The following is a 25027-nucleotide window of genomic DNA, read 5'->3' on the forward strand; positions in this document are numbered from 1 at the left end:
CGGTCCCGGAGGGCCGACTATCATCACTCGCACCTTGGTTGAGGCAGTCTTCATGGTAGGCGCCGACCTTGGGTGTTTCAGCAGAATTGCCTGTGCGTTGGCTGGAAAGGCGCCGGGGCGGGCGCACGGTCACCCGGCCGCTCCGCATGCAGCCCCAAAAACAGCGACGGCACCGGCCGTCCGCTGCGGGAAAATGGGGGAAAACCCGCTGCAGACCACCGGCGCCGGGCGGACATCCGCATGTCCGCCGTATCACTCGCACCCTCAATGAGGCACTCACCACACTAGTTCCGGAGATTGTGAACAGGCTGCGCCGAGCATGTGCGCTGGCTGGGAATCGGGCCGGACTGCAATGATGGGGGCATGAGTATTCGAATCGCATTCCTGGGCTGTGGGTCAATGAACGAGGCAATTTTGGGTGGCCTGATCGAGGGCGGCACCGCACCGGCGGACATCGTCGCTACGGTCCGCCGCGCAGGGCGGGCCGCCGAACTCGCCGAACGGCACCACGGCATCACGGCCATCGCCGGCGAGGAGGAGCCCGAGAACAACAAACAGGCCGCCACCGGCTCCGGCGTCGTTATCCTGGGAGTCAAGCCCGTGGGCACCGCGGACCTGGCCCGGGAAATCGGTGGTTCGCTGGCGCCGGACACGATCGTTATCAGCGTCGCCGCCGCCGTCTCGATCGAGCAGCTGGAGGCGGCGCTCCCGGCCGGCCAGCCCGTGATCCGCACCATGCCCAACACACCTGCAAAGCTGGGCCGCGGCGTCGTCTCCGTGTCGCCCGGGACCAGCTGCTCCGCCCAGCAGCTCCAGCTGGCCAAAGATCTCCTCTCCGCGGTCGGAACCGTCGTCGAGATCCCCGAAGAGCAGGTGGACGCGCTGTCCGCGATCAGCGGGTCGGGCCCGGCATACGCGTTCTATCTGGCCGAAGCGATGGCTGCGGCCGGCGTCGAACTGGGGCTCGACCCCGAGCTGTCGCTGCTGCTGGCGCGTGAAACGGTCGCCGGGGCCGGCTTTATGCTGGCCGAGCCGGGCGCGGATCCCACGGCGCTGCGCAAGGCGGTCACCAGCCCGAACGGCACCACCGAACGGGCCATCGCCACCTTCGACGAGCGGGGACTGCCGGCGATCATCGCCGCGGGCGCCCGTGCTGCGGCCGCCCGCGCCGGGGAGATCACGACGCAGCTCGCCTAGCCTCCGGGGCGGTGGGTGCTACGGCCGGGCGGCGAACCGCTCCAGCAGGTCCACGTGCCCGGACACGATGAGCATGTCCCGCGAGGACACCTTCGTCTCCGGCCGGGCATAGGTGAAGTCCTCGCCCGGGGATTTCACGCCCACAATCGTGACGCCGTACTTGGACCGGACCTTGGATTCGTCCAGGGTGAAGCCCACAGTTTCGCGCGGCGGGTACATTTTTACGATCGCGAAGTCGTCGTCGAACTCGATGAAGTCCAGCATGCGGCCGGAGACCAGGTGGGCGGCGCGGACCCCGGCGTCGGCCTCCGGGTAGATCACGTGGTTGGCGCCGATCCGGGTCAGGATTTTACCGTGCGAGGGCGTGATGGCCTTGACCCAGAGGTGCTCGATCCCAAGATCCACTAGATTGACCGTGATCAGCACCGAGGACTCGATCGAGGTGCCCACGCCCACCACCGCGGAGCTGAACTCTTGCGCGCCAAGCTGGCGCAGCGCATCGATGTTGGTAGCGTCGGCCTCCACGACGTGGGTCAGGATGTTGGACCACTTCTGCACCAGGGTCCGGTCGCGTTCGATGGCCAGCACCTCGCGGCCCTGCTTGACGAGCTGTTCGGCCGTGGATGCGCCGAAGCGGCCCAGCCCGATCACCAGCACTGGGGCGTTGTGGGCGGGGCGGTTGACGGCGCCTGAGGAACTAGCCAATGATCGGTCTCTCTTCCGGGTAGTGGTACAGCTGGCTGCGCTGGCGCAGGGCCAGGGCGGCGGCAAGGGTGACGGTCCCGACACGGCCGGCGAACATAAGGGCGGCGAGGACGTAAACGCCCGACGGCGGCAGCTCGGCACTGAGGTTCGTGCTGAGGCCCACCGTAGCGAACGCGGAAATGGTTTCAAAGAGCACCCTGTCCAGCGACGCCCCGCTGATGTGCAGCAGCAGCATGGCCGACACAGCGACGAGGGTGGCGCCGGCGACGATGACCGAGATGGCCACCCGCATGGTGCCCTCGGGGATGGTGCGGCCGTAGACCTTGACATCGGAGTCACCGCGGGCCTCGGCCGCGATCGCCAGGAACATCACCGCGATGGTGGTCACCTTTATACCGCCCGCCGTCGACGCCGAGCCGCCGCCGGCGAACATCAGGGCGTCGGTCAGCAGCATCGTGGTGGAATCCAACTGGTTCTGGTCCACCAGATTGAAGCCGCCGGAGCGCGTCATGACGGATGCGAACAGCGATTGTGTGATCTTTTCGCCAAGGTCCATGCCGCCGATGGTCCGCAGATTATCCCACTCCATCAACCCCCACAGCAGGGTCCCGGCAACCAGCAGGATCAGCGTCACCTGGATGGTCAGCTTGGTGTGCAGGTTCCATTTCCTCCAGTTGAGGCCGTTCTGCTGCAGAACCAACACCACAGGGAAGCCCAGGCTGCCAAGGAAAACACCGACCATCAGCGGGACGAGGATCCACAGATCGGTCCCGTAGGGGACGATGCCGTCCGAGTGCGGCGTGAAGCCGGCGTTGTTGAACGCGGAAATCGCATAGAACACGCCGTGCCAGACGGCCTGGCCGAAGCTTTCCCCGAGGGCGAGGAACCGGGGGATCAGCGCGACGGCGAGGGCAGCCTCGATCACCACCGACGTGACGATAACGATCCGCAACAGGGTGCCGACCTCGCCCAGGCGGCCGGCGTTCATGGCCTCCTGTGCGATCAGTTTGCCGCGGACACCGAGTTTCTTGCTGACCATGAGGGCCAGCAGGGAGGCCAGCGTCAGGGTGCCCAATCCGCCCACGAAGATGCCGATCAGGATCATGAGCTGGCCGAAGAAGGACCAGTGCACGGCGGTGGAGACCACGGTCAGGCCCGTGACGCAGACGGCGGACACCGCGGTGAACAGGGCCTGGTGCAGGGGAGTAGGATCCCCCGTGGCGGAGGACACTGGCAGCGAGAGCAGGGCGGTGAAAACCAGGATCACCACCCCGAACGCGGTCAGGGCGAGGCGGGCCGGGGAGGTGTTGGCGATATTGTCGATGAAGTCGCGCAGGCGGGTGAAAATCCACAGGCCCTCCCGCTCCGGAGTGCCGGGGTGCCAGCTTGCCGGGCTCTTGGACCTCGACTGGCTTTGCGTCATGTGTGGCTTATCCTCGCTTGAAACTGCTTCCCTGAGTAGTAAACCACTAAACCCCGCTCAATGACCGGGGAGCGGGGCGCAACGCTCGGGTAGCCTGTGAATGATGACATACCTGCCCGGGCTCGCCTCGACCACACTGCCAACCACAGTGGTGTGGGACCCAGCCATGACCGCCTACAACTTCGGCCACAGCCACCCGATGGCGCCGGAGCGGATGGAACTCACCGAACGGCTGGCCCGCAGCCTGGGGTTGCTGGACCTGGACCATGTCTCCGTGGCGGCACCGGACGTGGCTACCGACGCCGAGCTGTGCACCGTTCACAGCCCGGAATTCGTCGCCGCCGTCCGGCGCGTCAGCGCTGACCCGGAGACCCCGGACGAAGCGCGGGGGCTGGGCACCGAGGACGATCCGGCGTTTGCCGGCATGCACGAAGCCAGCGCCCGGCTGGCCGGCGGCTCCCTGCTGGCCGCCGCGGCGATCCTGGACGGCAGCGCGGTCCGTGCGGTGAACTTCGGCGGGGGCATGCACCACGCGGCGCGCGAACGCGCCAGCGGCTTCTGCATCTACAACGACGCCGCCCTTGCGATCCAGCGGCTGCTCGACGGCGGCATGCAGCGCGTCGTATACATCGACATCGACGCCCACCACGGCGACGGCACCCAAAGCATCTTCTGGGACGATCCGCGGGTGCTGACCATTTCCCTGCACGAATCCGGGCTGACCCTGTTCCCGGGCACGGGCTACGCCAATGAAATCGGCGGACCGGACGCTCAGGGCAGCGCCGTCAACGTGGCACTGCCGGCCGGCACGGGTGACGCCGGCTGGCTGCGGGCCTTCCATGCCGTGGTGCCGCAGCTCGTGGGCGCCTTCGAACCCGAGGTCATCGTCAGCCAACACGGCTGCGACTCCCACCGGCTGGATCCGCTGACCCACCTCAACATCAGCGTCGACGGCCAGCGCGAGGCCGCCACCACCATCGGCAACCTCGCCGCCCGCTACTGCGACAACCGCTGGATCTCCACCGGCGGTGGCGGCTACAACGTCATCACGGTCGTGCCGCGGTCCTGGAGCCACCTGATCGGGATCGCGTCCGGCCGTCCCGTCCCGCTCCGCGCCCCCGTCCCGGCGGACTGGCGCACCTACGTGAAGGACAAGTACGGGGCCAAGTACGGTGTGGAACCGCCCGAACTGATGGGCGACGGCGTCGACCTCTGGTGGCGCTCCTGGGAAGTCGGCTTCGACCCCAACGACAAAGTGGACCGCACCGTGATGGCCACCCGCAAGGAAATCTTCCCGCTGTACGGCCTGGACCCGTGGTTTGACTAGCCTGGTTTGGCTAGCGCCGCCGAGGCGCAATTGGTGGATGCCATCAGGCGTATATGTCGCTAGTGTGGAGGCATGGTGACAGATGACGTATTTGCCGTCATTGCTGAGGCAACCCGGCGTGACATTCTGGTATCCCTCCGCAAGGGGGACAAAGCGGTGGGGGAGCTGGTCCAGGAGCTCGAAGCAAGCCAGCCCACCATTTCCAAGCATCTGAAGGTCCTCCGCGAAGCGGATCTTGTCAGCATGCGCGCGCAGGGACAGAGGCGCTACTACACGCTGAACACCAAGCCCCTAGCCGGCGTCGCCAACTGGCTGGAGACGTTCGACGTCGGGCCGGTGGCCGCCGCGACCGCCCCGGCCCGGATCCCGGACACCTTGCCCAGGCCGGCCCCGGCGACCCTGGCCGAGGCCGCAGCCGCTCAGGCTTCACCGCCGGCCGCGGCGCTGGCCGGGCGTGCAACGGGCGGCCTGCTGAGCCCCGCCGTCGTGATCCCGGTCGGCACGGGCGGCGAGGACAAGATGCCGCAACAGATCGGCCGCACGGTGGGCCGCGCCGCCACCAAGGCCGCGGACCTGCTGGCAAACCTGCCCAAATTCGGCCGCAGGAAATAGCCCAACTAACTCGCTGCAGGGCCGTTTTGAGCGCCCGTTTTGGGCGGCCAGAACGGCCCCTGCTGTTAGCGGGCATTTTCGTTAGTTCGTCGGGGGTCGGACGGAGCCTGGACCTTTTCGCGCCGGGGGTAACGGGGGACATGCCCATTCTTCGCACCCAGGACGGGGCGTAATGACACTATGTCCATCCGCCGGCCCCGGCGCGGGGCATGTCCCTTTGGTCCGGTGTCCTGTCCAGGGGGACATGCCCATTCTTCGCGCCCGGGACTGGGCGTAATGACACTATGTCCATTCGCTGGCCCTGGCGCGGGACATGTCCCGGAGCCCGGCCGGCGCGCCCAGGCCCCGACGAACTAGTGAAAATGCGCGTTAGCCACTTGGGTTGGACTGCCGGACCCGGTCAGCGGGGGAGCAGCCGCACATGGTCGGGGGTCAGCTCGGAGATCCGGCTGACGCCGAGCAGCGCCATGGTGCGGAGCATATCGGTTTCCAGGATCTGGATGGCCCGGTCCACGCCCGCCCGGCCGCCGGCCATCAGCCCGTAGAGGTAGGCGCGGCCGATCAGGGTGAAGTCCGCGCCCAAAGCCAGCGCCGCGATGATGTCCGCGCCGCTCATGATCCCGGTGTCCAGGATGATCGCGGCGTCGCTGTTGTCGGTCCGGAGCGCGGCGGAGACCTCCGGGAGCAGGTGGAACGGGATCGGGGCCCGGTCCAGTTGGCGTCCGCCGTGGTTGGACAGCACGACGCCGTCAGCACCGTGGTCCACCACCTTGCGGGCATCGTCGACCGTCTGGATGCCCTTGACCACGAGCTTGCCCTGCCAGGTCTCACGCAACCAGTCGAGGTCCGCGAAGGTCAGGGTGGGATCGAACATGGAATTGATCAGGTCCGCGACCGTTCCCGTGTAGCGCGAGAGCGAGGCGAACGCCAGCGGCTCGTGGGTTAGGAAATTGAACCACCAGGCCGGGCGGTAGGAGGCATCCAGCACGGTCTTGAGCGTCAGCGCAGGCGGGATGGTCATGCCGTTGCGCACGTCGCGGAGCCGGGCTCCGGCGACGGCGGTATCCACCGTGACCATGAGGGTGTCGTTACCGGCCCTGGCGGCGCGTTCGATGAGTTCGAGCGAGCGGTCCCGGTCCGTCCACAGGTAGAGCTGGAACCAGTTCCGGCCGTCCGGGGCGGCGGCGGCCACATCCTCGATCGACGCCGTGCCCATCGTGGAGAGGGTATAGGGGATGCCGGCCGCCGCGGCGGCCTGGGACCCGGCGTACTCGCCCTCGGACTGCATCATCCGGGTGAATCCTGTGGGGGCAATCCCTACCGGCAGCCGGGACGGCTTGCCAAGGATCTCGGTGCCGAGGTCCACGCTGGAGACGTCGCGCAGGATGCCGGGCCGGAACTCGATGTCGAGGAACGCCTGGCGCGCACGGCGCAGCGTGATCTCGGCTTCCGCGGCCCCGTCGGTGTAGTCGAAGGGCGCTTGCGGCGTGCGGCGCTTGGCGATGTCGCGGAGGTCCCAGATGGTGCTGGCGCGGCGCATCCTCGCGGCACGGCTGAACTCCGGTTTTTTGAACTGCATGAGCGGCGCGAGGTCCGAGTACTTCGGGACGCGTCGCTTCAGGGCAGCCGGAAGAATGCTGCCCGGGTGGCCGGCCGGGGCACCCGCCGCGGGGCTGACCGGGTGGCCGCCCGCCGCGGGGCCGTCCGGCGTGGTGGCTGCGGGAGTGGTGGGCACCTCGGTGTTGCCGGGCTCGATCGTCTGCGTCATGGTTGCCTCCGGGCAGGTCTCGTTTTTCCTGGGTATCTGCATGGCTGGCGAAACTCGACCAGGGATGTGGTCCAACCACAGTCTAGCGGTGTGGTCCAACCACATCAAGTACGATGGTGCCATGCGTACCCATCAGCTTGTCCTGACGTGGATCGAGGGCGAGCTGTCCGGCGGCCGGCTGGTTCTGGGCGGACGACTGCCGGCGGAGCGGTCCCTCGCCGGGCAGCTCCAGGTCTCCCGTACTTCCGTCCGCGAGGCCATCCGGGTTCTTGAGGCCATGGGGGTGCTCCGGGCCGGGGTGGGTTCCGGCCCGGACGCGGGCACCGTGGTCATTGCCGACCCCACTGCCGCCCTGGGCTCGGCGCTCCGGCTGCACGTGGCCACCTCACACCTGCCGGTCAAGGACATTGTGGAAACCCGGGTGCTGCTGGAATCATGGGCGGCCTCACGGGCCCGCCCGGAGGCGCCGTCCCTCGCGGAGGCCGGCCGGCTGCTGGACCAGATGGACGGCTGTGCGGGTACGGAGGCGTTCCTCGAACTGGACGTCCGTTTCCATCTGGCGCTCGCCAACGCCGCGGGCAACGCCGTGGTCAGCGCCATGATGGCTTCCCTGCGCGAAGCCATCCAGGGCTACGCGGGCCGGCTCACCGGAAACCTGCCCGACTGGGACTCCACCGCGGCCCGTCTCCGCGCGGAACACCGGGGCATTCTGGCGGCCATCAGCGCCCACGACGGCGGCCGCGCGGCCCGGTTGGTCGCGGACCACATCGAGGGCTACTACGCGGAAGCCGGGCTGGGCTCAGGGGACTGACCCGCCGGCCGGACCCGTCATGGATTCCGCGGAAAGTCCCGGTGATTCCTGCAGGGCCTTTCACATTGGCATCATCAGCCCCTAGAGTATCTAACACATGGTTGTTTGATGGCTCAGCATCGGCACACCGCCATGTCAGTCAAATGGGGTTGCCGTTCGCTTGAGCAAAGGAATAGGGAAATGTCTTCGGAGGCTAACTTCTCCAACGCACGGTTCTTGACCGTGGCTGAAGTCGCGGACGTCATGCGCGTGTCCAAGATGACCGTGTACCGGCTTGTCCATTCCGGTGAAATGCCGGCTGTCCGCTTCGGCCGCTCGTACCGGGTGCCGGAGAACGCCGTCGAACAGTATCTCAAGGGTGCTGTCGTCGACGGGCACACGGAAACAGCCTGAGTCTTACCGCGGCGCCGGCTGCTGCCGGAATTCTGGCTGCAGGCGTCCGGGAGTACCTGCGGTCGTGGTGTGCCCCCGGGAGGCGGTACCCTGTTAAGGAACGTTTTACGTCATTGTAAGAACCTGTCCGTTGTTTCAGTCTGCTGCTTAGCCCGCGGACCCTTCCCAACAGGCAGGTACTGCATCTAGCCGGTAAGGAACTTTCGTGGGTTCAGTTATTAAGAAGCGTCGCAAGCGTATGGCCAAGAAGAAGCACCGCAAGCTGCTTCGCAAGACGCGCCACCAGCGTCGCAATAAGAAGTAGAGATACTTCGCAGAGTGTGAATGCCCGTTGCCTTCCAGGCGGCGGGCATTTTCATTGGGGTTTTCGACGCCGGTTTGGCCTGGCGACGCGCTTTCACGCTGGCGACGCCGGTTTGGCCTGGCGACGCGCTTTCACGCTGGCGACGCCGGTTTGGCCTGGCGACGCGCTTTCACGCTGGCGACGCGCGGATTCGCGTAGCGCCCGGCAGAATGCGCCGCGCCAGAATGAAAGCGCAGCGAAAACTGGCGCGGGGCGGATCCGCAGGTGGAAGGGTGCCCGCAGGCTACATAGTGGGGCCTCGGAAGCGGGAGAAACCCCGCCAGAGGCCGTAGATGACCCCGCCGGCCGTGGCGGCCTTGAGGCCCAGAGTCGCTGCGCGGCGTCCGGAGCGGAAATCGTAGACCGGCCAGTTGTTCTCCCGGGCGTGCCGGCGCAGCCGCGAATCCGGGTTGATGGCCACGGGATGGCCCACCATGCTCAACAGCGGGATGTCGTTGTGTGAGTCGCTGTAGGCCCAACAGCGGTTGAGGTCCAGGCCCTCGGCGTCGGCGATCCCGCGGACAGCGAGTGCCTTCGCGGGGCCGTGCAGAATGTCGCCGACCAGTCTGCCGGTGTATGCCCCGTCCACGATCTCGCCCACCGTGCCGAGGGCGCCGGTGAGGCCCAGCCGCGTGGAGATCACGGTAGCCACCTCGATCGGCGTCCCCGTCACGAGCCAGACTTTACGGCCCACCCGGAGATGCTGCTCGGCGAGGGCCTTGGCGCCCGGCCAGATCCGGGACTCGATCATTTCGTCGTAGACCTCTTCGCCCAACGCCTCGACGTCCTCCACCGTGATGCCGGCGGCCAGGGTGAGGGCGGAGTCGCGGACGGCGTGAACGTCATCCATGTTCTCGCCGCGCAGCACGAACATCAGCTGTTTCCACGCAAAACCGGCGGCCTCGCGGAGGGTGAAAGCACCGCGCTGGTGCATCTTGCGCGCCACATGGAACAGGCTGGCGCCCCGCATTAGGGTGTTATCGACGTCGAAGAAAGCGGCCTCGCCTTGCTGCGGCGGCGCAACAGGCTGTCCGGCCACGGCGACGTACTTCTCCTCGGGCATTCCCTGAGTCTAGCCAACGCGGCGGCTGGTTGCCGTCGGCCGGGCTACGGACCCCGGGCAGGCTGTGCCGTGCGTCGACGCCGGAGGGTATGCCGGGCTACCGTGGAACCATGCCCACGCCCCTCCCCGATGTAGTTCTGATCACCAAAGCCGACTGCCACCTCTGTTCAGACGCGCGCGCCGCCGTCGGCCGGGTCACGGAAGCCCTTGGCCTCGGCTGGAGCGAACAGTCGGTGGATAACGACGTGGCGTTGCGTGAGCGGTTTGCCGAGGAGATCCCGGTGGTGCTGGTGGACGGTGTCCAGCGGGATTTCTGGAAAATCGATGAAGTCCGGCTGGAGCGGACTCTGCGCAGGGCCCTTCAGCCGGGAATCTGACGCGGCGCCGCCCGAACAGCTGCCTGCTTTGTTGGCCGAACGGCCGGGGCCCTAGAGTGGGAGGCACAACGCGACGCAATGGAGCAGATAGTGACTTCGCTGGATTCAACTCCCGAGGCTGTGCACGGGGGGACGGGGGCTGCAGCAAAGCAGATTCCGCCCGCGGCCGTATCCCGGCTGACCATCTACCTGCGCGCCCTGACCACGTTGCTGGCCGAAGGGGTGGACCGGGTCTCGTCCGAGTCACTGGCCGAAGCCTCGGGTGTCAGTTCATCCACGCTGCGCAAAGACCTCTCCCACGTCGGCTCCTACGGCACCCGCGGTGTGGGCTACGAAGTGAAGTACCTCAACCGGCATATTGCCGCGGCCCTCGGCCTGACACAGGACTGGAAGGTCGCCATTGTTGGTGCGGGCAACCTGGGCAAGGCCCTCGCGCGGTACGGCGGCTTCGAATCCCGGGGCTTCGACATCGTTGCGATCTTCGACGCCGACCAGATGGTGGTGGGCAGCGAGGTCGGCTGGCTTCGGGTCAGCGACGCAGCGGATCTTCAGCAGGTGCTGCAGCGCACCGGTACCAACATGGTGGTGCTGGCGCTGCCGGCCGCGGCGGCGCAGAGTGTCTGCGACAGTGTGATTGCCGCGGGCGTCCGCAGCATCCTCAGCTTTGCCCCGGTGATGCTCCAGGTGCCGCCGGGGGTAAACCTGCGCAAGGTGGATATGGCCACTGAACTCCAGATCCTCGCCTATCACGCACAAAGGGCGCAGAACCCGGAGGATGCCGACTAGTTTCAGTCGGGCCGTCCGGATCCCGCGCCCTGCGCGCCGTGCCTGTTTAGTTGGGTGCGCCCGGCTGTCCGTACGGGTTAGCGAACGGCTGGCGCTTGCTGAAATAGGGCGAGTTCGCGGGGAGGTAGAGCAGCACGATGCCCGCGATGCCGAGGACGGCCGCCAGGGTTGAAAGACCCAGCGGGAAGAGGCTGAAGACCGACAGTGCGGCGAAGACCGTGCCCAGGATACGAGCCCAGTTCTTGCCCTTGCGGACGTTGAGGGCGACGAGGGCGTAGAGGCCGGCGCTGATTGCCGCGAAGACGAGGATGGTGCCCGTCAGAAACGGCTTGAGGTCCTCGTACGCCACGTCGGTGCCGCTGGCGCTCATCTGCTGCTGGAACATGTCCCGCATGGCGGCGCTGTCCAGGGCACCAAGGGATACCAGAAGGGAGATCACCCACACCGCACCGGAGGCGACGATGAGCCAAAACGCGATGTTGACCTGCTTCGGCATGGCCGCGGGAGCTTGTGGCTGGCCGGGGCGGCCCTGGGCATACGGGGACTGGCCGTACTCGGCCTGCCCGTACTGAGGTGGAGCCTGGCCGTACTGCGGGGCGGCGGGTGCGTTCTGGCCGTACTGAGGTGGAGCCTGGCCGTGCTGCGGGGCGGCGGGTGCGTTCTGGCCGTAGCTCGGCATCGGCTTTTCGCCCGGCGTGTTGCCGTCCGGGTTGGCCGGCGGGACGGGAGGGATACTCATGGCGGTCCTTTTGCATGTCGGTCTGGAGCGGCTACCGGGACCAGAATCCTGCCCTGCCCCCAGCATGGGTATCTCCACCGTACCGCGGGCCGGTCGCTGCGCGGATCATTCCCGAGAGGTATTCTCAGCCCGCGTACAACGCGTCCAGTGCAGTGCAAGCGGAGGGGCCGCCGCGGGGCTGGTGCCCTGCAACGGCCCCTCAGCCACCCTCAAACGGTTTCTCTCCGGCCCCGGATCAGGCGCGGCCCTGGATCAGGCGCGGCCCCGGACGGAAGCGAACCAGGCCTGGGAATTGGGCAGCCACATCAATACGGTCGCCGCGAGGCTGATGAGGAACCCGGACCAGTTGGTGCCCCGTCCGTCCACGGCGCCGGCGCTGATGATGTTCAGCAAGAGAGAAATGCCGGCAACGATCGTGAGGGCAAACCGGGCCCATTCATGGCCTTCCTTCATTTTCATGGCCAGGACAATCTGGGCCGCGGCCAGCGCGAGGGCAACGAGCGCCAGCAGCAGAACCACCAGTCCCACGCCAGGCGCGAATGCGAAGAGGACAAATGATCCGAAGAGGACGATGATGCCGCCCAGCAGGCCCAGAAGCCCGCCAATCAGCCAAACCCAGTAGGAAACTTTCAGTTCGGTCGGCATCCCAGTGACGGTGAACATGCCGGAGAGGCCACCCCGGGGCATAACGTCATTGAAGGTCTTAGGACGCCCTGCCGGCATCTCGAAGCGGAACCCGCCCGCCGGCGCAGGCCGGTCTTGCGGATACCCCTGCGGGGGTTGGCCGGAGCCCGACGGCGGCTGGTAGCCCTGCGGTGCCTGATACCCCTGCGGGGGTTGGCCGGAGCCCGACGGCGGTTGGTAGCCCTGCGGTGCCTGATACCCCTGCGGGGGTTGGCCGGAGCCCGACGGCGGCTGGTGGCCCTGCGGGGGTTGGCTGGAGCCCGACGGCGGTTGGTAGCCCTGCGGCGTCTGGTAACCCTCCGGGACCGTCGGTGTTACCTGGGGCGGCTCGGAGCCAGCGGGCGGAGCGTTGCTGCCCTGCGGCGGCTGGGCACCCGGTTGCTGCGGGGGAGTTACATCACTGGGGTTGCTCATGGCTCTCACTGTAGACCGCGCGTGTGCCGATATCTAGGAATCTGAGCCGATTGCGGACAATGCCGAGGCGCCTATATTTCAAGGCCCCGAGTTAGTCCGGCAGCACGTCCGGCAACATGTCCAGCGGCAGCCGGGCCGGGGTAATATAGGGCAACCCGCTCCATCGCGGGGATGAAGCGGGTTGCCGGCGGTTTCAAGCCGCGGTGACCGGCCCGATTTGCACGCCAGGCCGGCCCAGGAATGCTGGCTAGGCAGCCGGTGCGATGAAAGCCAGTTCGAGGTTGACGGCTACCTTGTCGCTGACCAGCACGCCGCCGGCCTCGAGGACCGCGTTCCACGTCAGGCCGAAGTCCTTGCGGCTGATGGTGGTCTCGGCGGACAGACCGGCGCGGGTGTTGCCGAACGGGTCAACCGCAACGCCGTTGAATTCGGTCTCCAGGGCCACCGGGCGGGTGACACCCTTGATGGTGAGCTCGCCCTGGAGTTCGTAGGCCTTCCCCTTGGGGACGATGTGCCTGGAGACGAAGGAGATTTCCGGGAACTTCTCGACGTCGAAGAAGTCTTCGCCGCGGACGTGGCCGTCGCGGTTGACATCGCCTGAGTCGAAGCTCGCGGTCTTGATGGTGGCGCTGACCTTCGAGTCGGCAACGTTCTCGGCGAGGTCCAGGGTGGCTTCTGCATCCTTGAACTGGCCGCGGACCTTGCTGATGCCCGCGTGGCGGACGGTGAAGGCAATCTCGCTGTGCGAGTTGTCCAGGGTCCAGGTGCCGGTGGTGACGTTGACGGGAAGTGCCATGGTGTTCTCCTTGAAGTCGGGTGTGGCGACAGATTTGATCATTGGCCGAAACCTCATTAGTTGAAGTCTCAACTAACTGCTCACCCAGTATAAACATGCATTTGCATCTTTTATTCCACCGCCGGGGAACATTTCTCAAAACCCGTCAGTTCTACCTGTTGTAGAAGATTTCGTCATTGCCCCTGCACTTTGAGAAACTGGTACACATGCCCCAAGCCACTGTTCATCTGCTCCGCCACGGTGAGGTCCACAATCCCGACGGTGTCCTCTACGGGAGGCTGCCGGAATTCCACCTCTCCGCGCTCGGCCGGGAGATGGCCCGGACGCTTGCGAAGCACTTCATTGAGCGGTCCGCGCAGGGGGCGAAGATCGTCCATCTGGCCGCCTCACCGCTGACCCGCGCGCAGGAGACGGCACAGCCCATCGCTGCGGCGCTCAACCTCGGGATCACCACCGAGGACCGGATTATCGAGGCCGCCAACTACTTCGAAGGAGCCCACGTCACCAAGGCCGAACTCCTCAAGCCGAAGCACTGGCCGATGCTGCGCAACCCGCTCCGGCCCTCCTGGGGAGAACCGTACAAGGAACAGGCGGCCCGGGTGATCGCCGCCGTCCAGGATGCCCGCCGTCGGACGATCGAACTCGGCGGCGAAGACGCAGAGGCCATTCTCGTCAGCCACCAGTTGCCCATCTGGACCACCCGCTTGAGTGCGGAGAATAAACCGCTCTGGCATGACCCGCGGAAACGCGAATGCACGCTCACCTCGCTCACCTCGCTGGTGTTCGACGACGCCGGGAACCTCGTGCGCGTTGACTACAGCGAGCCGGCTGCCGTTCTCCTGCCCGGTGCCTCAAGAACCCCGGGAGCCTGAGCATGGGCAGCACTCATCTACCCTTTGGCCGCCCGGCACCGACCCGGCGCAGCGTCCTGACAGCTGGAGGCGCGGCGATCGCCGTCGTGCTGGGCCTCTCCGCTTGCGCGCAGGAAGATGCGCTGGCCAAGCAGGCTAAGGCCGGCGACAACAAGAACTACGTGGCCGGCGACGGCTCGGTGACGGAGTTCGCCGTTGCGGACCGCAAGACCCCCATCGCCATCAAAGGCACCCTCTTCGACAGCACCGCCGTGACGCCCGATGCCTTCCAGGGCAAGGTCACCGTGCTCAACTTCTGGTTCGCCGCATGTGCCCCCTGCCGGGTCGAGGCGCCCTCGCTGGAGGCGCTGCACCAGGAATTCAAGAGCCAGGGCGTGCAGTTCTTCGGCGTGAACCTCCGCGACGAGAAAGCCACTGCGGACGCATTCGACAAGTCCTTTGGCCTCACCTACCCGAGCTTTAACGACAAGGACGGTGCGGTGCTGCTTGCTGTCTCCGGCCTGGTCCCACCGGGCGCCGTTCCCACCACACTGGTGCTGGACAAGCAGGGCCGGGTAGCGTCCCGCGTGCTCGGCGAGATCCAGAAGGGCACCCTCAAGTCCCTCATCGCAGCAGCCGTGGCCGAGTAGCGGACGGCGCAGACCATGAACAGCCCCTTTGCCGAAGCCATACTGAGCGGCTCGCTGCTGCTGGCCATCCCCGTGGCGCTCCTGGCCGGACTCGTCTCCTTCCTGTCGCCCTGCGTGCTGCCTCTTGTGCCGGGCTACCTGGGCTACGTCACCGGCCTGACCGGCGTCGACCTCCAGATGCAGAAGCGCGGCCGCATGCTGGCCGGAATCGGGCTCTTTGTCCTGGGCTTCTCGGTGATCTTTGTGCTGCTCGGCGGGGCATTCGGCCAGCTGGGCGCACTGGTCACAGGCTCGCAGAATGCTTGGATCACGCAACTTCTGGGCATCTTCGTGATCATCATGGGTGTGGTTTTCCTGGGCGGCTTTGGTTGGCTCCAGCGGGACGCCAAAATACGTGCCAGACCGCCTGCCGGGCTGTGGGGTGCGCCCCTGCTGGGCATCACCTTCGGGCTGGGCTGGGCGCCGTGCATCGGGCCCACTTTCTCCGCGGTCCAGCTGTTGAGCCTGTCCGGCGGATCTTCGGCGGCCAAGGGCGCGTTCCTGGCCTTCGTGTATAGCCTCGGCCTGGGCATTCCCTTCCTGCTGATTGCCCTGGCCGTGCGCCGCGGCATCGGCGTGATGTCCTTCTTCCGCCAGCACAGGCTCGCCATCCAACGCACCGGCGGCGGGATCCTGATTGTGCTGGGCCTGCTGATGGCCAGCGGAGTCTGGGGCACCTGGGTTTCCGCGTTGCAGTACTGGTTCCAAAACGATGTGAAATTGCCGATCTGATGAGCGAGCGAGTGAACGTAGAGAAGAAGTCCCCAGCCGGCGGCGTCACGTCCGAGGGCGGTACGCCCGGCGGCGTCACGTCCGAGGGCGTCACGCCCGAGGGCGCCAGCCCTGTGGCCGCTGCCAAGGCGGAAGCAGTCCTCCCGGTGCTCGGCCCGCTGGGCATGCTCCGATGGGCCTGGACCCAACTGACCAGCATGCGCACGGCGCTGTTCCTGCTGCTGATGCTCGCCGTCGCGGCGGTGCCCGGCTCGCTCTTCCCGCAGCGGCCCGCCAACCCGTCCATCGTCACGCAATACATCAAGGACCGTCCGGATTACGGCAAGCTTTTGGACACGCTGCAGCTTTACGACGTGTATTCCTCGGCCTGGTTCTCGGCCATCTACATCCTGCTGTTCATCTCGCTGATCGGCTGCGTGATTCCCCGCGCCATCGCGCACTACAAGGCGATGCGCTCACAGCCCCCGCGCACCCCCGCACGGCTCTCGCGGCTGCCCGAATACGGAACGCTGGTGATCGCCGCCGACGCCGGGATCCCGGCGTCGGGCGCCATCTCCGACGCCGCCGGGCTGCTGAAGAAGCGCGGCTACCGCGTTGACGTCCGGGACCCCGACGGCGCCCGGCCGTCCCTGGGCGCCGAGCGCGGCTTCCTGCGCGAAGTCGGGAACCTGCTCTTCCACACCTCACTGATCGGAGTCCTGGTCTCAATCGCAATCGGCGGCCTGTTCGGCTATAGCGGGCAGCGGATCCTGGTGGAGGGCGACACTTTCGTGAACACCCTCGTGGGCTACGACCAGTTCACTCCGGGCACCAACTTTCAGAGCGGCCAGCTGCAGCCTTACTCGGTCCAGCTGGACAAGTTCCAGGTCGCATTCGACCGCGAATCGAAGGGCAAGGTCGGCCAGCCCATCGACTTCAGAGCCGATGTGACCACGAAGGAAACCCCGGACGCGCCCGCCCAGAAGAACGTGCTGAAAGTCAATGACCCGCTGACCCTGGGCGGCACCAGCATGTACCTCACCGGCAACGGCTACGCCCCCGTCGTCACCATCCGCGACGGCGCCGGCAACGTCGCCATGCAGGGTCCGGTCGTGGCCAAGCTGCAGGGCGACAACTACTACTCGTCCGCGGTCATCAAGGTCCCGGACGCCAAGCCGGAGCAGCTCGCCTTCGCCGGCTTCTTCCTGCCCACCGCCTTCGTCACTGAGGAAGGCGTGTCCTTCAGCGGTGATCCCGAGCTGTTCAACCCCCAGCTGACCCTCAACTCCTACTTCGGCGACCTCGGGCTGGACGACGGCGCCCCGCAGAACGTCTTCGAGCTCGACGTCAAGAAGCTCACGCCGCTCAACGCCCGGAACCTCGACGCCGGCGGCATCACCCTCTCACCCGGCGCCACCTACACCCTGCCGGACGGCAAAGGCTCCATCAGCTTTGACGGCGTCAAGCGCTATATCGGCGTGGACATCCACCACAATCCGGGCCAGCTCTACGCCCTGATCTTCGCGCTCCTGGCGGTCGCCGGCCTGGTCACCTCGCTCTACGTGAACCGTCGCCGCGTCTGGGTCCGGACGGGAACCCACCAGGACGGCCGCACCATGGTCGAATACGGGCTTCTGGCCCGCGGCGAAGACCACCGGCTTGCCGGGGAGGCAACCGCGATCCGCAAGCTGCTGGCCGGTGCCTGGGATCTCGACGGCGCCGCCACCGGCTCCCAGCCGGCTCGTTCCACCGGCTCCCAGCCGGTTCCCGCCACCGGCTCCCAGCCGGTTCCCGCCACCGGCTCCCAGCCGGCTCGTTCCACCGGCTCCCAGCCGGCTCGTTCCACCGGCTCCCAGCCGGCTACCAGCGGCAAGGCGGATAATGGCCGGGCGGGCACGGACGTGTCCGGAGCCGGTAGAGCGCTGCCCTCCCCGGACCATCCCCCAGCAGACGTCATCCAGTCATCAGCCGGCTCGCGTGAGTCAAAGAAGGATCAGTAATGCCTCCCATCAACGAAACCATGGGCCAGTACAGCGAGCTGTTCATGCTCCTCGCGGCGGGCACCTACACGGTGGCGTTCATCGCCTTTGCCTGGGACCTGGCCAAGAGCAGCAAGATGTTGCGCGCGGTGGACCTCAAGGCTGCCGGGCTCGCCGATGCTGAGGCCACCCGCGTTCCCGTCACGGTTGGTGCCGGGGCCACATCGGGTGCCGTGGACCGGGCCGACTCGGACGTGGCCGGGCCGGTCGGACGGGCCGAGCGCCCGTCGTCGTCCGTTTCGCGCAGTGCCGCCGGTACCACCGGGATCGGCCAGACCGCCGACGGCGCCATGCGCTACGCCGGCGAACGGCGCGTCCCCGCCCGGGTCGCCGTCGCCCTGACCGTGCTGGGCGCGGCGATTCACGCCGCAGGCGTCATCACGCGGGCCATCGGCTCGGGCCGGGTGCCGTGGGGAAACATGTACGAGTTCCTGACTACCGGCGCGTTCGTGGCCGTGGCCGTCTTCCTGCTGGTCCTGATCCGGCGTGACCTGCGCTTCCTTGGCACGTTTGTCATTGGCCTGGCCATCATCATGCTGGTTGCGGCGTCCGTGGCCTTCTGGACGCCGGTGGGGCATCTCGTTCCCGCGCTGCAGAGCTACTGGCTGATCATCCACGTTTCCATTGCCGTGCTGTCCTCCGCACTGTTCACTTTGACCTTCGCCATGTCAGCCCTCCAGCTCGTGCAGTCGCACCGGCAGAAGACCATCGCGTCCGGCGGCGGGGACAAGCTGGGCTTCATGCGCCTGGTTCCGTCCGCGCTGAGCCTCGAGAACCTGTCCTACCGGATCAACGCCATCGCCTTCGTAGGCTGGACCTTCACGCTCATGTTCGGTGCCATCTGGGCCGAGAAGGCCTGGGGCCGCTTCTGGGGCTGGGATACCAAGGAAGTCTGGACCTTCGTGATCTGGGTGGTTTACGCCGGCTACCTGCACGCCCGCGCCACCCGCGGCTGGACCGGGACCCGCGCCGCCTGGCTGTCGATTGTCGGCTACCTCTGCGTGGTCTTCAACTTCACCATCGTGAACCAGTTCTTCAACGGCCTGCACTCCTACTCGGGGCTGTAAGCGCAGCACCGGGTCCGCGATTCGCCACCGATTCGCCACAAATGGCCGCTATGGAACCCTATTGTGCGCCGGTTTGCCACAAATGGCCGCTATGGAACCCCGCGTAGCGGCCATTCTGGTCAGATGGGTGTTGAGCGGGCCGACGATCTCCGCCGATTCGAACGAATGTCAGCTACGGAACCCCGTTCCGTGCCGATTCGCCACAAATGGCCGCTATGGAACCCTATCCTGCGCCGGTTCGCCACAAATGGCCGCTATGGAACCCCGCGTAGCGGCCATTCTGGTCAGATGGGTGTTGAGCGGGCCGACGATCTCCGCCGATTCGAACGAATGTCAGCTACGGAACCCCGTTCCACGCCGATTCGCCACGGATGGCCGCTATGGAACCCTATTCTGCGCCGGTTTGCCACGAATGGCCGCTATGGAACCCCGGGTAACGGCCAATCGCGTCAGATGGATGACGTACAAGGCGGTGCGCTGCGCGGAAACTACGATTGGGAACGGCCCGGGTGCTTTCCAGGGCCGCACCGGCCCACGCCCTGCATCGATTCGCCACGAATGGCCGCTATGCCACTCGGCTTCGCACCCGTTTGCCTCAGGTGGCCGCTGTTCCGTCGGTTTTGGCGGCCATCAGCGTCAGATGGGCGCACAGCGGGGCGTGCGCTGCGCTGTAACTTTGGCCGCACCGCAGGCAGATTGGATGCAGGAGTCCAGCCGCGCTCGGTCAGCGCAGCGCGCACGCGGCTAACGGCAGTCGGCTCCAGGCTAGGGGCGAACGGGGTCAAATCCCACTGCGTCAATACAACAACGCGCCATCCGGCATCCCTGGCATTTTCATCTCGAAAGATGTCGCTCCGACGCTGCGCCGGATTGGCGTGATGCGCGCCGTCGTACTGGACCGCGATCTTTTCCCGTTCATAGGACAGATCCGGGTCCTGGATCCAACCGCCCGTATGGTCGAATATCGGGACGTTGATTCCGGGCTCCGGAAGGCCATGGCGAGTGAGGAGCAGCCGGAGTTCGGTCTCCTTGGGCGAGTCCGTATTGGCGCGCATCAGTTCCCGGGCACGCATGGCACGCCGGTAGCCTGTTCTGCCCCGTTTCCCGGCGAGGAATGCGTCCAAAGCATCGACGGTGGTCAGAGGGTTCCTCCGATGCAGCAGGAAGTCGCCGGCAATCACCAAATCGTCGAGGCTCAGGATTCCGGCAAGATCGAACCACGTCCGCAGTGGGGAAGTGCAGCTCACCCAGTCCCCGGTCACGATCTCGTCCGGTTGGAGTGACTGCTGGTGGCCAACGACATTCTTGCGCCGCACGGCCCGCCTGCCCGGATCGCTCGTCAGATGGACGCCAATCAGGATCTTTAGTGCACTCGGCAGAGGGAAACCCCACAGCACTGCCGCAGAGAGGTGGCTCACGACGGCGCCGGTCACGGCAGTCAGGGCCCGCAAACGTGCCAGCAACGTGTCCGGGGCGGTGGTCGGGGCGCGCACTCCGAAACAGGGACTGACCAGGTCACGAGCCCGCGTCCGACGGCGGCTGAGCCCGGCGGCGCGGCCCTGGGTCACGGTGAAGGGCTGGTTTCGAAGATGCGGGGGAAGCTCGCTGGGACGGTGCATACGAGCATTCTGCTCCCGCCCGACGGGGTGCCGGGGGTTATCCACAGGTCAGGCGCAGTGTGGAGGAATAGTGGGCCTTGTGAGCGGCATGCGTGGGCGCCGATTTGTGACGGCCGTTCGGCGGAAATGGCCGCTATGCGGGCTGGTATTCCGGCCAAGTGTGGCAAACGGGTGAAGTAAATGTCCGAGACGGGGGCTTGGACGTAACCCTGAGCGGGTCCCGGGAAGGAAATGCCGGCAGGGGCCGCGGGAATCCGACAGGGCAGGGGGTAACAGGTGGCCCAGTGGGCTACTTGACCTCGTCGGTCCCCTGAGCGCCTGCGTCGTCAGAAGCGCCGGCAGCGCCTGCATCGTCGGAGGCGCCGGCGTCGCCGGAACCACGGGCGTCGCCTGCCTCGCCAGAGCCAGAGCCGGATCCGGCGGCGGTGCCGCCGTCGAGCTTGCGCTCTTTGGCGTTGAGTTCGTCCTTGAGCTTCTTAAGCCTGTCGGCCTCGGCCTGGTTGCGGCGGCGGATTTCGAGCCTGCGCAGGAAATCCGGGTCGTCGTCGGGGGCGACGGGGTGGCTGTACCTGGCCGGGGCCGGGCCGGTGCCGCGCGGGCGGCCGATCAGGAACCACAGGACTGCGCCGACCACCGGAAGAACAATCTGGACCACGATCCATGCCGGCTTCGAAATGCCTTTGGTCTGGCGCGCGTCGGTGCGGATCACATCGATGAGTCCGTAGACAAATACGACAAGTACGGCGACGGTGACCACTACACGGAGCATACGTTCAGTCTAGCCTCCGGGGAGGCGCCGGCGCCCTCCGGGGCCAGGACGACGACGAAGCGGCCGGGGCGGCGCCCTCCAGACTGTTGGACGACGACGACACGGCCGGGGCGGCGACGACGGGGCCAGGCCGTCGCTCTCCGGGTCCCGGCGGACGGCACCCCCGGGCAGGTCCGCCTCCGGGCAGCTAAACTTGAACTGTGGCTTTCCTAAAATACTCACTGATCCGTCTGGTGCTTTTCGCACCACTTTTCGCTCTGTTCCTCTACCTGCAGCTCGGATGGCTCCTCGCCGTCCTCTGCGCCGGCATGATGGCCTTCGCTATCAGCTACTTGTTCTTCCAGAAACAGCGCGCCGCGGCTGCCGAATCGCTCCACCAGCGCTTTTCAGGTATGGCCAAGCCGTTGCGCAGCGCCGGGGAAGTGGACGACGCCGACGCCGAGGACCGCCTCGTCGACGCCCACCCGGACGTCACCGTCCGCGCGGAGAACCGCACGAAGGACTCCCGGGAAACGGGCTCCTAGAAGCCTCGGCTCAGCACCAGGCCCAGCGAGAACAGCACCGCGTAGCCGAGGTTGATCAGTCCGGTCTGCTTGAGCACCGGGATCAGGCTCTTGCGCCGCCGGCCGGCGATCATCAGCCAGGACGGCATGAGGCTGGCCGGGATCAGCAGCAGTACAATCAGCATCCATGGCCGTCCCGGAGCTAGCACAACCGGCAGCAGGATCGCGACGGCGAGCATCAGGACGTAGCTTTCACGGGCGTGCTTGTCTCCGAGCCGCACCGCCAGCGTCTTCTTCCCGGCTTTCCGGTCGGTGGGGATGTCGCGGACGTTGTTGGCCATCAGCAGGGCGCAGGCAATCAGGCCCGTGCCAATCGCGCCGATGATGGCGGCAAGGCTCAGCCGGCCAGCCTGCGTGTAGGTGGTACCGAGCGTGGCCACGAGCCCGAAGAACACGAAGACGAACACGTCACCCAGGCCCAGATAGCCGTAGGGATTCTTACCGCCGGTGTAGCCCCACGCCGCGAGGACACAGCCGAGGCCCACGAGGATCAGCCACCACGCCTGCGTGATAATGACGAGGGTCAGGCCGAACACCATGGCCAGCGCAAACGCGGCGAAGGCAGCGTACTTGACCTGCCCGGGCCGGGCGGCGCCCGAGCCGACCAGCCGCAGCGGACCCACCCGGTCCTCATCGGTGCCGCGGATACCGTCCGAGTAGTCATTGGCGTAGTTCACGCCGACCTGCAGCAGCAGGGCCACGAGGGCGGCCAGGGCGGCGTTGAGCGGACGGAACGCGTCCATCTCGTACGCGGCCGCGGTGCCGATCAGGACCGGCGCAATCGCGGCCGGCAGGGTGCGCAGACGGGCGCCTTGGATCCATTGAGCGGCTGTGGCCACGGTCAGTACCTCGCGTTGATTCGGCTAAACCGGGAGTGCCCGGCCTATCTATTTTCCCTGATGCAGCCCGTGGAGCCGAACAATCATGCCGAGCCGGTCCGGTTTCCCGTTTGGCAGCATCAGCAGTTCACCCGCGACAAGTACGGTTTTCGGGGCCAGCCGGCCCAGGAGCGGCGCCCGGAGGGCACTCGCGGTGACGTCCTCGATGCCGGCCGGGGAACTGTCAGCAACCGCCACGTAGGCGGCGAGCGCGTGGCCCCACTCCGCGGAGGGGACACCGGCCACGAAGGCAGCCAGCACGCCGTCGAGCTTCTCCAGCTCCGTCTGCACATGCGCGGCGGAGACTTTCACGCCGCCGGTGATGACGACGTCGTCGGCCCGGCCGAGGACCGTGAGCTTCCCGTCCCCGTCCAGCTCGCCGAGATCGTCCGTGCGGTACCATCGGACGCCGTCGTCCTCGACGAATGCTTCCGCAGTGAGTTCCGGGGTGCCCAGATAGCCCGCGGCGATGGTGGCGCCGCCGAGCAGGATCCGCCCGTCGCCCTCCACCCGGACCAGGACGTCTTCGAGCGGGAAGCCGTCGTACACGCACCCGCCGCAGGTCTCGGCCGAGCCGTAGGTGGTCACCACGTGGACGCCAGCCGCTCGCGCCGCGGCGAGCAGTCCCGGTGACGCCGGGGCGCCGCCGAGCAGGATGGCATTGAAGCGCCGCAGCACCGCGAGCGTCTCCGCGGAGGGGGCGTCCAGCAGCCGCTGCAGCTGGGTGGGGACGAGGGACGTGAACCGGATCCTGTCCGTGAGCTCGAGCGCGGCGGTGGTGAAGGCCGCCGGGGTGAAGCCGCCGCTGAGGTCCATGACCCACGGCCGGGTGCCGGCGAAGAGCGAGCGGACCAGGACCTGCAGGCCGGCCACATACTGGACCGGGAGTGCCAGCAGCCACTGCCCCTCGCCCTTGAGCGCAAAGGCGGTCGCCACGGACGAAGCCGCCAGCGCCTCAAGCGTCAGGACGGTCGCCTTGGGCGTGCCGGTTGACCCGGAGGTCCGCACCACGGCGGCGGCGTCCGCAAAGCCGGGGGTGTCAACCAGTTCAATGATCGGTGAGCCGTCGGGTCCGGCGGAGAGTTCGACGGCGGGGCCCTCACCCCGGAGGGCAGCCGCCAGCGCCGTCAGGGCGGGCTCGATGTTCACGGTTCCGGAAGTCACGGGAGCCTTAGAAGTAGTAGGGGAACTTGGACCAGTCCGGATCGCGCTTTTCCAGGAAGGCTTCCTTGCCCTCCACCGCCTCGTCCGTCATGTACGCCAGCCGTGTGGCTTCGCCGGCGAAGACCTGCTGGCCGGCGAGCCCGTCGTCGGCCAGGTTGAAGGCGAACTTCAGCATCCGGAGAGCCTGCGGGGACTGCCGGGCGATATCGGCGGCGTATTCCAGGGCCACCTCCTCGAGCCGGGCGTGGTCCACCGCCTCGTTCACGGCGCCCAGCCGGACCATGTCCTCGGCCGAATACTCGCGGGCGAGGAAGAAGACCGCGCGGGCGGATTTCTGGCCGATCTGCCGCGCCAGCAGCGCGGAGCCGTAACCGGCGTCGAAACTGCCCACCGTGGCATCTGTCTGCTTGAACTTGCCGTGCTCGCGGGAGGCGATGGTGAGGTCCGAGACGACGTGCAGCGAGTGCCCGCCGCCGGCCGCCCAGCCGTTCACGACGGCGATGACCACCTTGGGCATGGTGCGCATGAGCCGCTGGACTTCGAGGATGTGGAGCCGGCCGGCGCGGGCCGGGTCTATGGTCTCCTGGGTCTCGCCCTCGGCATAGCGGTAGCCGTCGCGGCCGCGGATCCTTTGGTCGCCGCCGGAGCAGAAGGAGTGGCCGCCGTCCTTGGCGGAGGGGCCGTTGCCGGTGAGCAGGACGGTGGCGACGTCGGGGGTCATCCGGGCGTGGTCCATGGCGCGGTAGAGCTCGTCCACGGTGCCGGGGCGGAACGCGTTGCGGACCTCCGGGCGGTTGAAGGCGATGCGCACCGTGGGCAGGTCCCGGACTACGTCTCCCTCGGCGGAGCGCTGCACCTGCCGGTGGTAGGTCATGTCCTGGAAGTCGTCAAATCCGGACACTATGCGCCACCGGGTGGGGTCAAAGACGTCGGATACCTTGGCGGGGATTTCGTTGCTCACGGTCCGAGTCTAGTAATTGGCTCAGCAGATGCAGAACTCGTTGCCTTCCGGGTCCGCCATGGACGGCGATGTGCATGCGCAGTGTCATGGAAAGAAAGGACGACGCCGGCGGTCCAGAGGAAGGTGGCCGATGGAACGTTCCCGCGGAATTTCGCGCCTACCCCATGCAACGCGGGGTCACTTAGGGCTCGCTGATTATTTAGTTGGTGTGTCTCTGGTTTTGAGGGTGTAGTTCCATTCGGGGTGCCATTCGTGTCTGGTCAGGGTGCCGCTGTCTT

The 25027-nt window shown here is 66.9% G+C and carries 26 protein-coding genes; 14 read left to right on the plus strand and 12 right to left on the minus strand.

Annotated elements, in window-relative coordinates; translation table 11 throughout:
• Positions 1 to 363 precede the first annotated feature (363 nt).
• Positions 364 to 1197 (plus strand): pyrroline-5-carboxylate reductase, encoded by an 834-nt coding sequence (gene proC, locus RCH07_RS05515; protein WP_326966474.1) that lies wholly within the window; start codon positions 364 to 366, stop codon positions 1195 to 1197.
• 18 nt (positions 1198 to 1215) lie between these two features.
• On the opposite strand, the gene RCH07_RS05520 is transcribed toward proC, so the two are convergent.
• Positions 1216 to 1854, minus strand: a complete 639-nt coding sequence (locus RCH07_RS05520; protein ID WP_442784777.1) for a potassium channel family protein — start codon at positions 1852 to 1854, stop codon at positions 1216 to 1218.
• Between the two features lie 40 nt (positions 1855 to 1894).
• Entirely contained in the window at positions 1895 to 3325 is a 1431-nt protein-coding gene (locus tag RCH07_RS05525; protein WP_326966476.1) for a TrkH family potassium uptake protein, read from the minus strand.
• A gap of 103 nt (positions 3326 to 3428) precedes the next feature.
• Here RCH07_RS05525 and RCH07_RS05530 point away from each other — a divergent pair, with 103 nt between their 5' ends.
• Positions 3429 to 4652: an acetoin utilization protein AcuC gene (locus RCH07_RS05530; RefSeq protein ID WP_326966477.1), complete on the plus strand. Its 1224-nt coding sequence runs from the start codon at positions 3429 to 3431 to the stop codon at positions 4650 to 4652.
• Positions 4653 to 4724: 72 nt separating this feature from the next.
• On the plus strand, positions 4725 to 5264 hold the full coding sequence (locus RCH07_RS05535; RefSeq protein ID WP_326966478.1) for an ArsR/SmtB family transcription factor: 540 nt from the start codon (positions 4725 to 4727) through the stop codon (positions 5262 to 5264).
• Positions 5265 to 5664: 400 nt separating this feature from the next.
• Here the strand turns inward: RCH07_RS05535 and RCH07_RS05540 are convergent, their stop codons facing one another.
• Entirely contained in the window at positions 5665 to 7032 is a 1368-nt protein-coding gene (locus RCH07_RS05540; RefSeq protein ID WP_326966479.1) for an alpha-hydroxy acid oxidase, read from the minus strand.
• A gap of 121 nt (positions 7033 to 7153) precedes the next feature.
• Between RCH07_RS05540 and RCH07_RS05545 the strand changes: the two genes are divergently transcribed.
• The 3 genes from RCH07_RS05545 (at position 7154) to RCH07_RS05555 (ending at position 8540) form a co-directional block, all read left to right on the plus strand.
• A complete protein-coding gene (locus tag RCH07_RS05545; RefSeq protein ID WP_326966480.1) occupies positions 7154 to 7843 on the plus strand; it encodes a FadR/GntR family transcriptional regulator in 690 nt (229 codons plus the stop codon).
• A gap of 180 nt (positions 7844 to 8023) precedes the next feature.
• Positions 8024 to 8236, plus strand: coding sequence for a helix-turn-helix domain-containing protein (locus RCH07_RS05550; RefSeq protein ID WP_138768374.1), 213 nt, complete (start codon positions 8024 to 8026; stop codon positions 8234 to 8236).
• A 205-nt stretch (positions 8237 to 8441) separates the two neighbouring features.
• A complete protein-coding gene (locus tag RCH07_RS05555; protein WP_003792170.1) occupies positions 8442 to 8540 on the plus strand; it encodes a 30S ribosomal protein bS22 in 99 nt (32 codons plus the stop codon).
• Positions 8541 to 8823: 283 nt separating this feature from the next.
• Here RCH07_RS05555 and RCH07_RS05560 read toward each other — a convergent pair whose 3' ends face one another.
• Positions 8824 to 9642, minus strand: coding sequence for an HAD family hydrolase (locus RCH07_RS05560; protein WP_326966481.1), 819 nt, complete (start codon positions 9640 to 9642; stop codon positions 8824 to 8826).
• Between the two features lie 110 nt (positions 9643 to 9752).
• On the opposite strand from RCH07_RS05560, the gene RCH07_RS05565 reads away from it, so the two are divergent.
• Both RCH07_RS05565 and RCH07_RS05570 read left to right on the plus strand, forming a co-directional pair.
• A complete protein-coding gene (locus RCH07_RS05565; protein WP_326966482.1) occupies positions 9753 to 10019 on the plus strand; it encodes a glutaredoxin family protein in 267 nt (88 codons plus the stop codon).
• Between the two features lie 90 nt (positions 10020 to 10109).
• A complete protein-coding gene (locus tag RCH07_RS05570; RefSeq protein ID WP_326966483.1) occupies positions 10110 to 10805 on the plus strand; it encodes a redox-sensing transcriptional repressor Rex in 696 nt (231 codons plus the stop codon).
• A gap of 46 nt (positions 10806 to 10851) precedes the next feature.
• Here the strand turns inward: RCH07_RS05570 and RCH07_RS05575 are convergent, their stop codons facing one another.
• The 3 genes from RCH07_RS05575 to RCH07_RS05585 form a co-directional block, all read right to left on the minus strand.
• The gene (locus RCH07_RS05575; protein ID WP_326966484.1) at positions 10852 to 11544 is read right to left on the minus strand and encodes a hypothetical protein; all 693 of its coding nucleotides are present in this window, start codon (positions 11542 to 11544) and stop codon (positions 10852 to 10854) included.
• 252 nt (positions 11545 to 11796) lie between these two features.
• Positions 11797 to 12642, minus strand: coding sequence for a hypothetical protein (locus RCH07_RS05580; RefSeq protein ID WP_326966485.1), 846 nt, complete (start codon positions 12640 to 12642; stop codon positions 11797 to 11799).
• Positions 12643 to 12889: 247 nt separating this feature from the next.
• Positions 12890 to 13438, minus strand: a complete 549-nt coding sequence (locus tag RCH07_RS05585; protein WP_326966498.1) for a YceI family protein — start codon at positions 13436 to 13438, stop codon at positions 12890 to 12892.
• Positions 13439 to 13644: 206 nt separating this feature from the next.
• Here RCH07_RS05585 and RCH07_RS05590 point away from each other — a divergent pair, with 206 nt between their 5' ends.
• The 5 genes from RCH07_RS05590 to ccsB are packed head-to-tail and all read left to right on the plus strand — an operon-like array spanning position 13645 to position 18795.
• Complete coding sequence (locus tag RCH07_RS05590) at positions 13645 to 14310, plus strand: histidine phosphatase family protein (RefSeq protein WP_326966486.1); 666 nt, start codon at positions 13645 to 13647, stop codon at positions 14308 to 14310.
• A 2-nt stretch (positions 14311 to 14312) separates the two neighbouring features.
• The gene (locus tag RCH07_RS05595; RefSeq protein ID WP_326966487.1) at positions 14313 to 14939 is read left to right on the plus strand and encodes a TlpA family protein disulfide reductase; all 627 of its coding nucleotides are present in this window, start codon (positions 14313 to 14315) and stop codon (positions 14937 to 14939) included.
• Positions 14940 to 14954: 15 nt separating this feature from the next.
• Positions 14955 to 15710 (plus strand): cytochrome c biogenesis CcdA family protein, encoded by a 756-nt coding sequence (locus RCH07_RS05600; RefSeq protein WP_326966488.1) that lies wholly within the window; start codon positions 14955 to 14957, stop codon positions 15708 to 15710.
• A complete protein-coding gene (locus RCH07_RS05605; RefSeq protein WP_326966489.1) occupies positions 15710 to 17689 on the plus strand; it encodes a cytochrome c biogenesis protein ResB in 1980 nt (659 codons plus the stop codon). The genes RCH07_RS05600 and RCH07_RS05605 overlap by 1 nt, the downstream gene beginning before the upstream one ends.
• Complete coding sequence (gene ccsB / locus RCH07_RS05610; protein WP_326966490.1) at positions 17689 to 18795, plus strand: c-type cytochrome biogenesis protein CcsB; 1107 nt, start codon at positions 17689 to 17691, stop codon at positions 18793 to 18795. Before RCH07_RS05605 ends, ccsB begins: the two co-directional genes overlap by 1 nt.
• A gap of 488 nt (positions 18796 to 19283) precedes the next feature.
• On the opposite strand, the gene RCH07_RS05615 is transcribed toward ccsB, so the two are convergent.
• Complete coding sequence (locus RCH07_RS05615) at positions 19284 to 20414, minus strand: hypothetical protein (RefSeq protein ID WP_326966491.1); 1131 nt, start codon at positions 20412 to 20414, stop codon at positions 19284 to 19286.
• 289 nt (positions 20415 to 20703) lie between these two features.
• Entirely contained in the window at positions 20704 to 21183 is a 480-nt protein-coding gene (locus RCH07_RS05620) for a PLD nuclease N-terminal domain-containing protein (protein WP_326966492.1), read from the minus strand.
• Between the two features lie 200 nt (positions 21184 to 21383).
• Between RCH07_RS05620 and RCH07_RS05625 the strand changes: the two genes are divergently transcribed.
• On the plus strand, positions 21384 to 21707 hold the full coding sequence (locus tag RCH07_RS05625) for a DUF4229 domain-containing protein (RefSeq protein ID WP_326966493.1): 324 nt from the start codon (positions 21384 to 21386) through the stop codon (positions 21705 to 21707).
• Here the strand turns inward: RCH07_RS05625 and RCH07_RS05630 are convergent.
• The 3 genes from RCH07_RS05630 to RCH07_RS05640 are packed head-to-tail and all read right to left on the minus strand — an operon-like array spanning position 21704 to position 24749.
• Positions 21704 to 22585 carry a 1,4-dihydroxy-2-naphthoate polyprenyltransferase gene (locus RCH07_RS05630; protein WP_326966494.1) on the minus strand — a complete coding sequence of 294 codons (882 nt, stop codon included), beginning with the start codon at positions 22583 to 22585 and terminating at the stop codon, positions 21704 to 21706. The genes RCH07_RS05625 and RCH07_RS05630 overlap by 4 nt on opposite strands.
• 48 nt (positions 22586 to 22633) lie before the next feature.
• Positions 22634 to 23788 carry an AMP-binding protein gene (locus RCH07_RS05635; RefSeq protein WP_326966495.1) on the minus strand — a complete coding sequence of 385 codons (1155 nt, stop codon included), beginning with the start codon at positions 23786 to 23788 and terminating at the stop codon, positions 22634 to 22636.
• A gap of 7 nt (positions 23789 to 23795) precedes the next feature.
• Positions 23796 to 24749: a 1,4-dihydroxy-2-naphthoyl-CoA synthase gene (locus tag RCH07_RS05640; RefSeq protein WP_326966496.1), complete on the minus strand. Its 954-nt coding sequence runs from the start codon at positions 24747 to 24749 to the stop codon at positions 23796 to 23798.
• Positions 24750 to 25027: the final 278 nt, after the last annotated feature.

The sequence above is a fragment of the Arthrobacter sp. CG_A4 genome (assembly GCF_035985125.1).
Classification (GTDB): domain Bacteria; phylum Actinomycetota; class Actinomycetes; order Actinomycetales; family Micrococcaceae; genus Arthrobacter.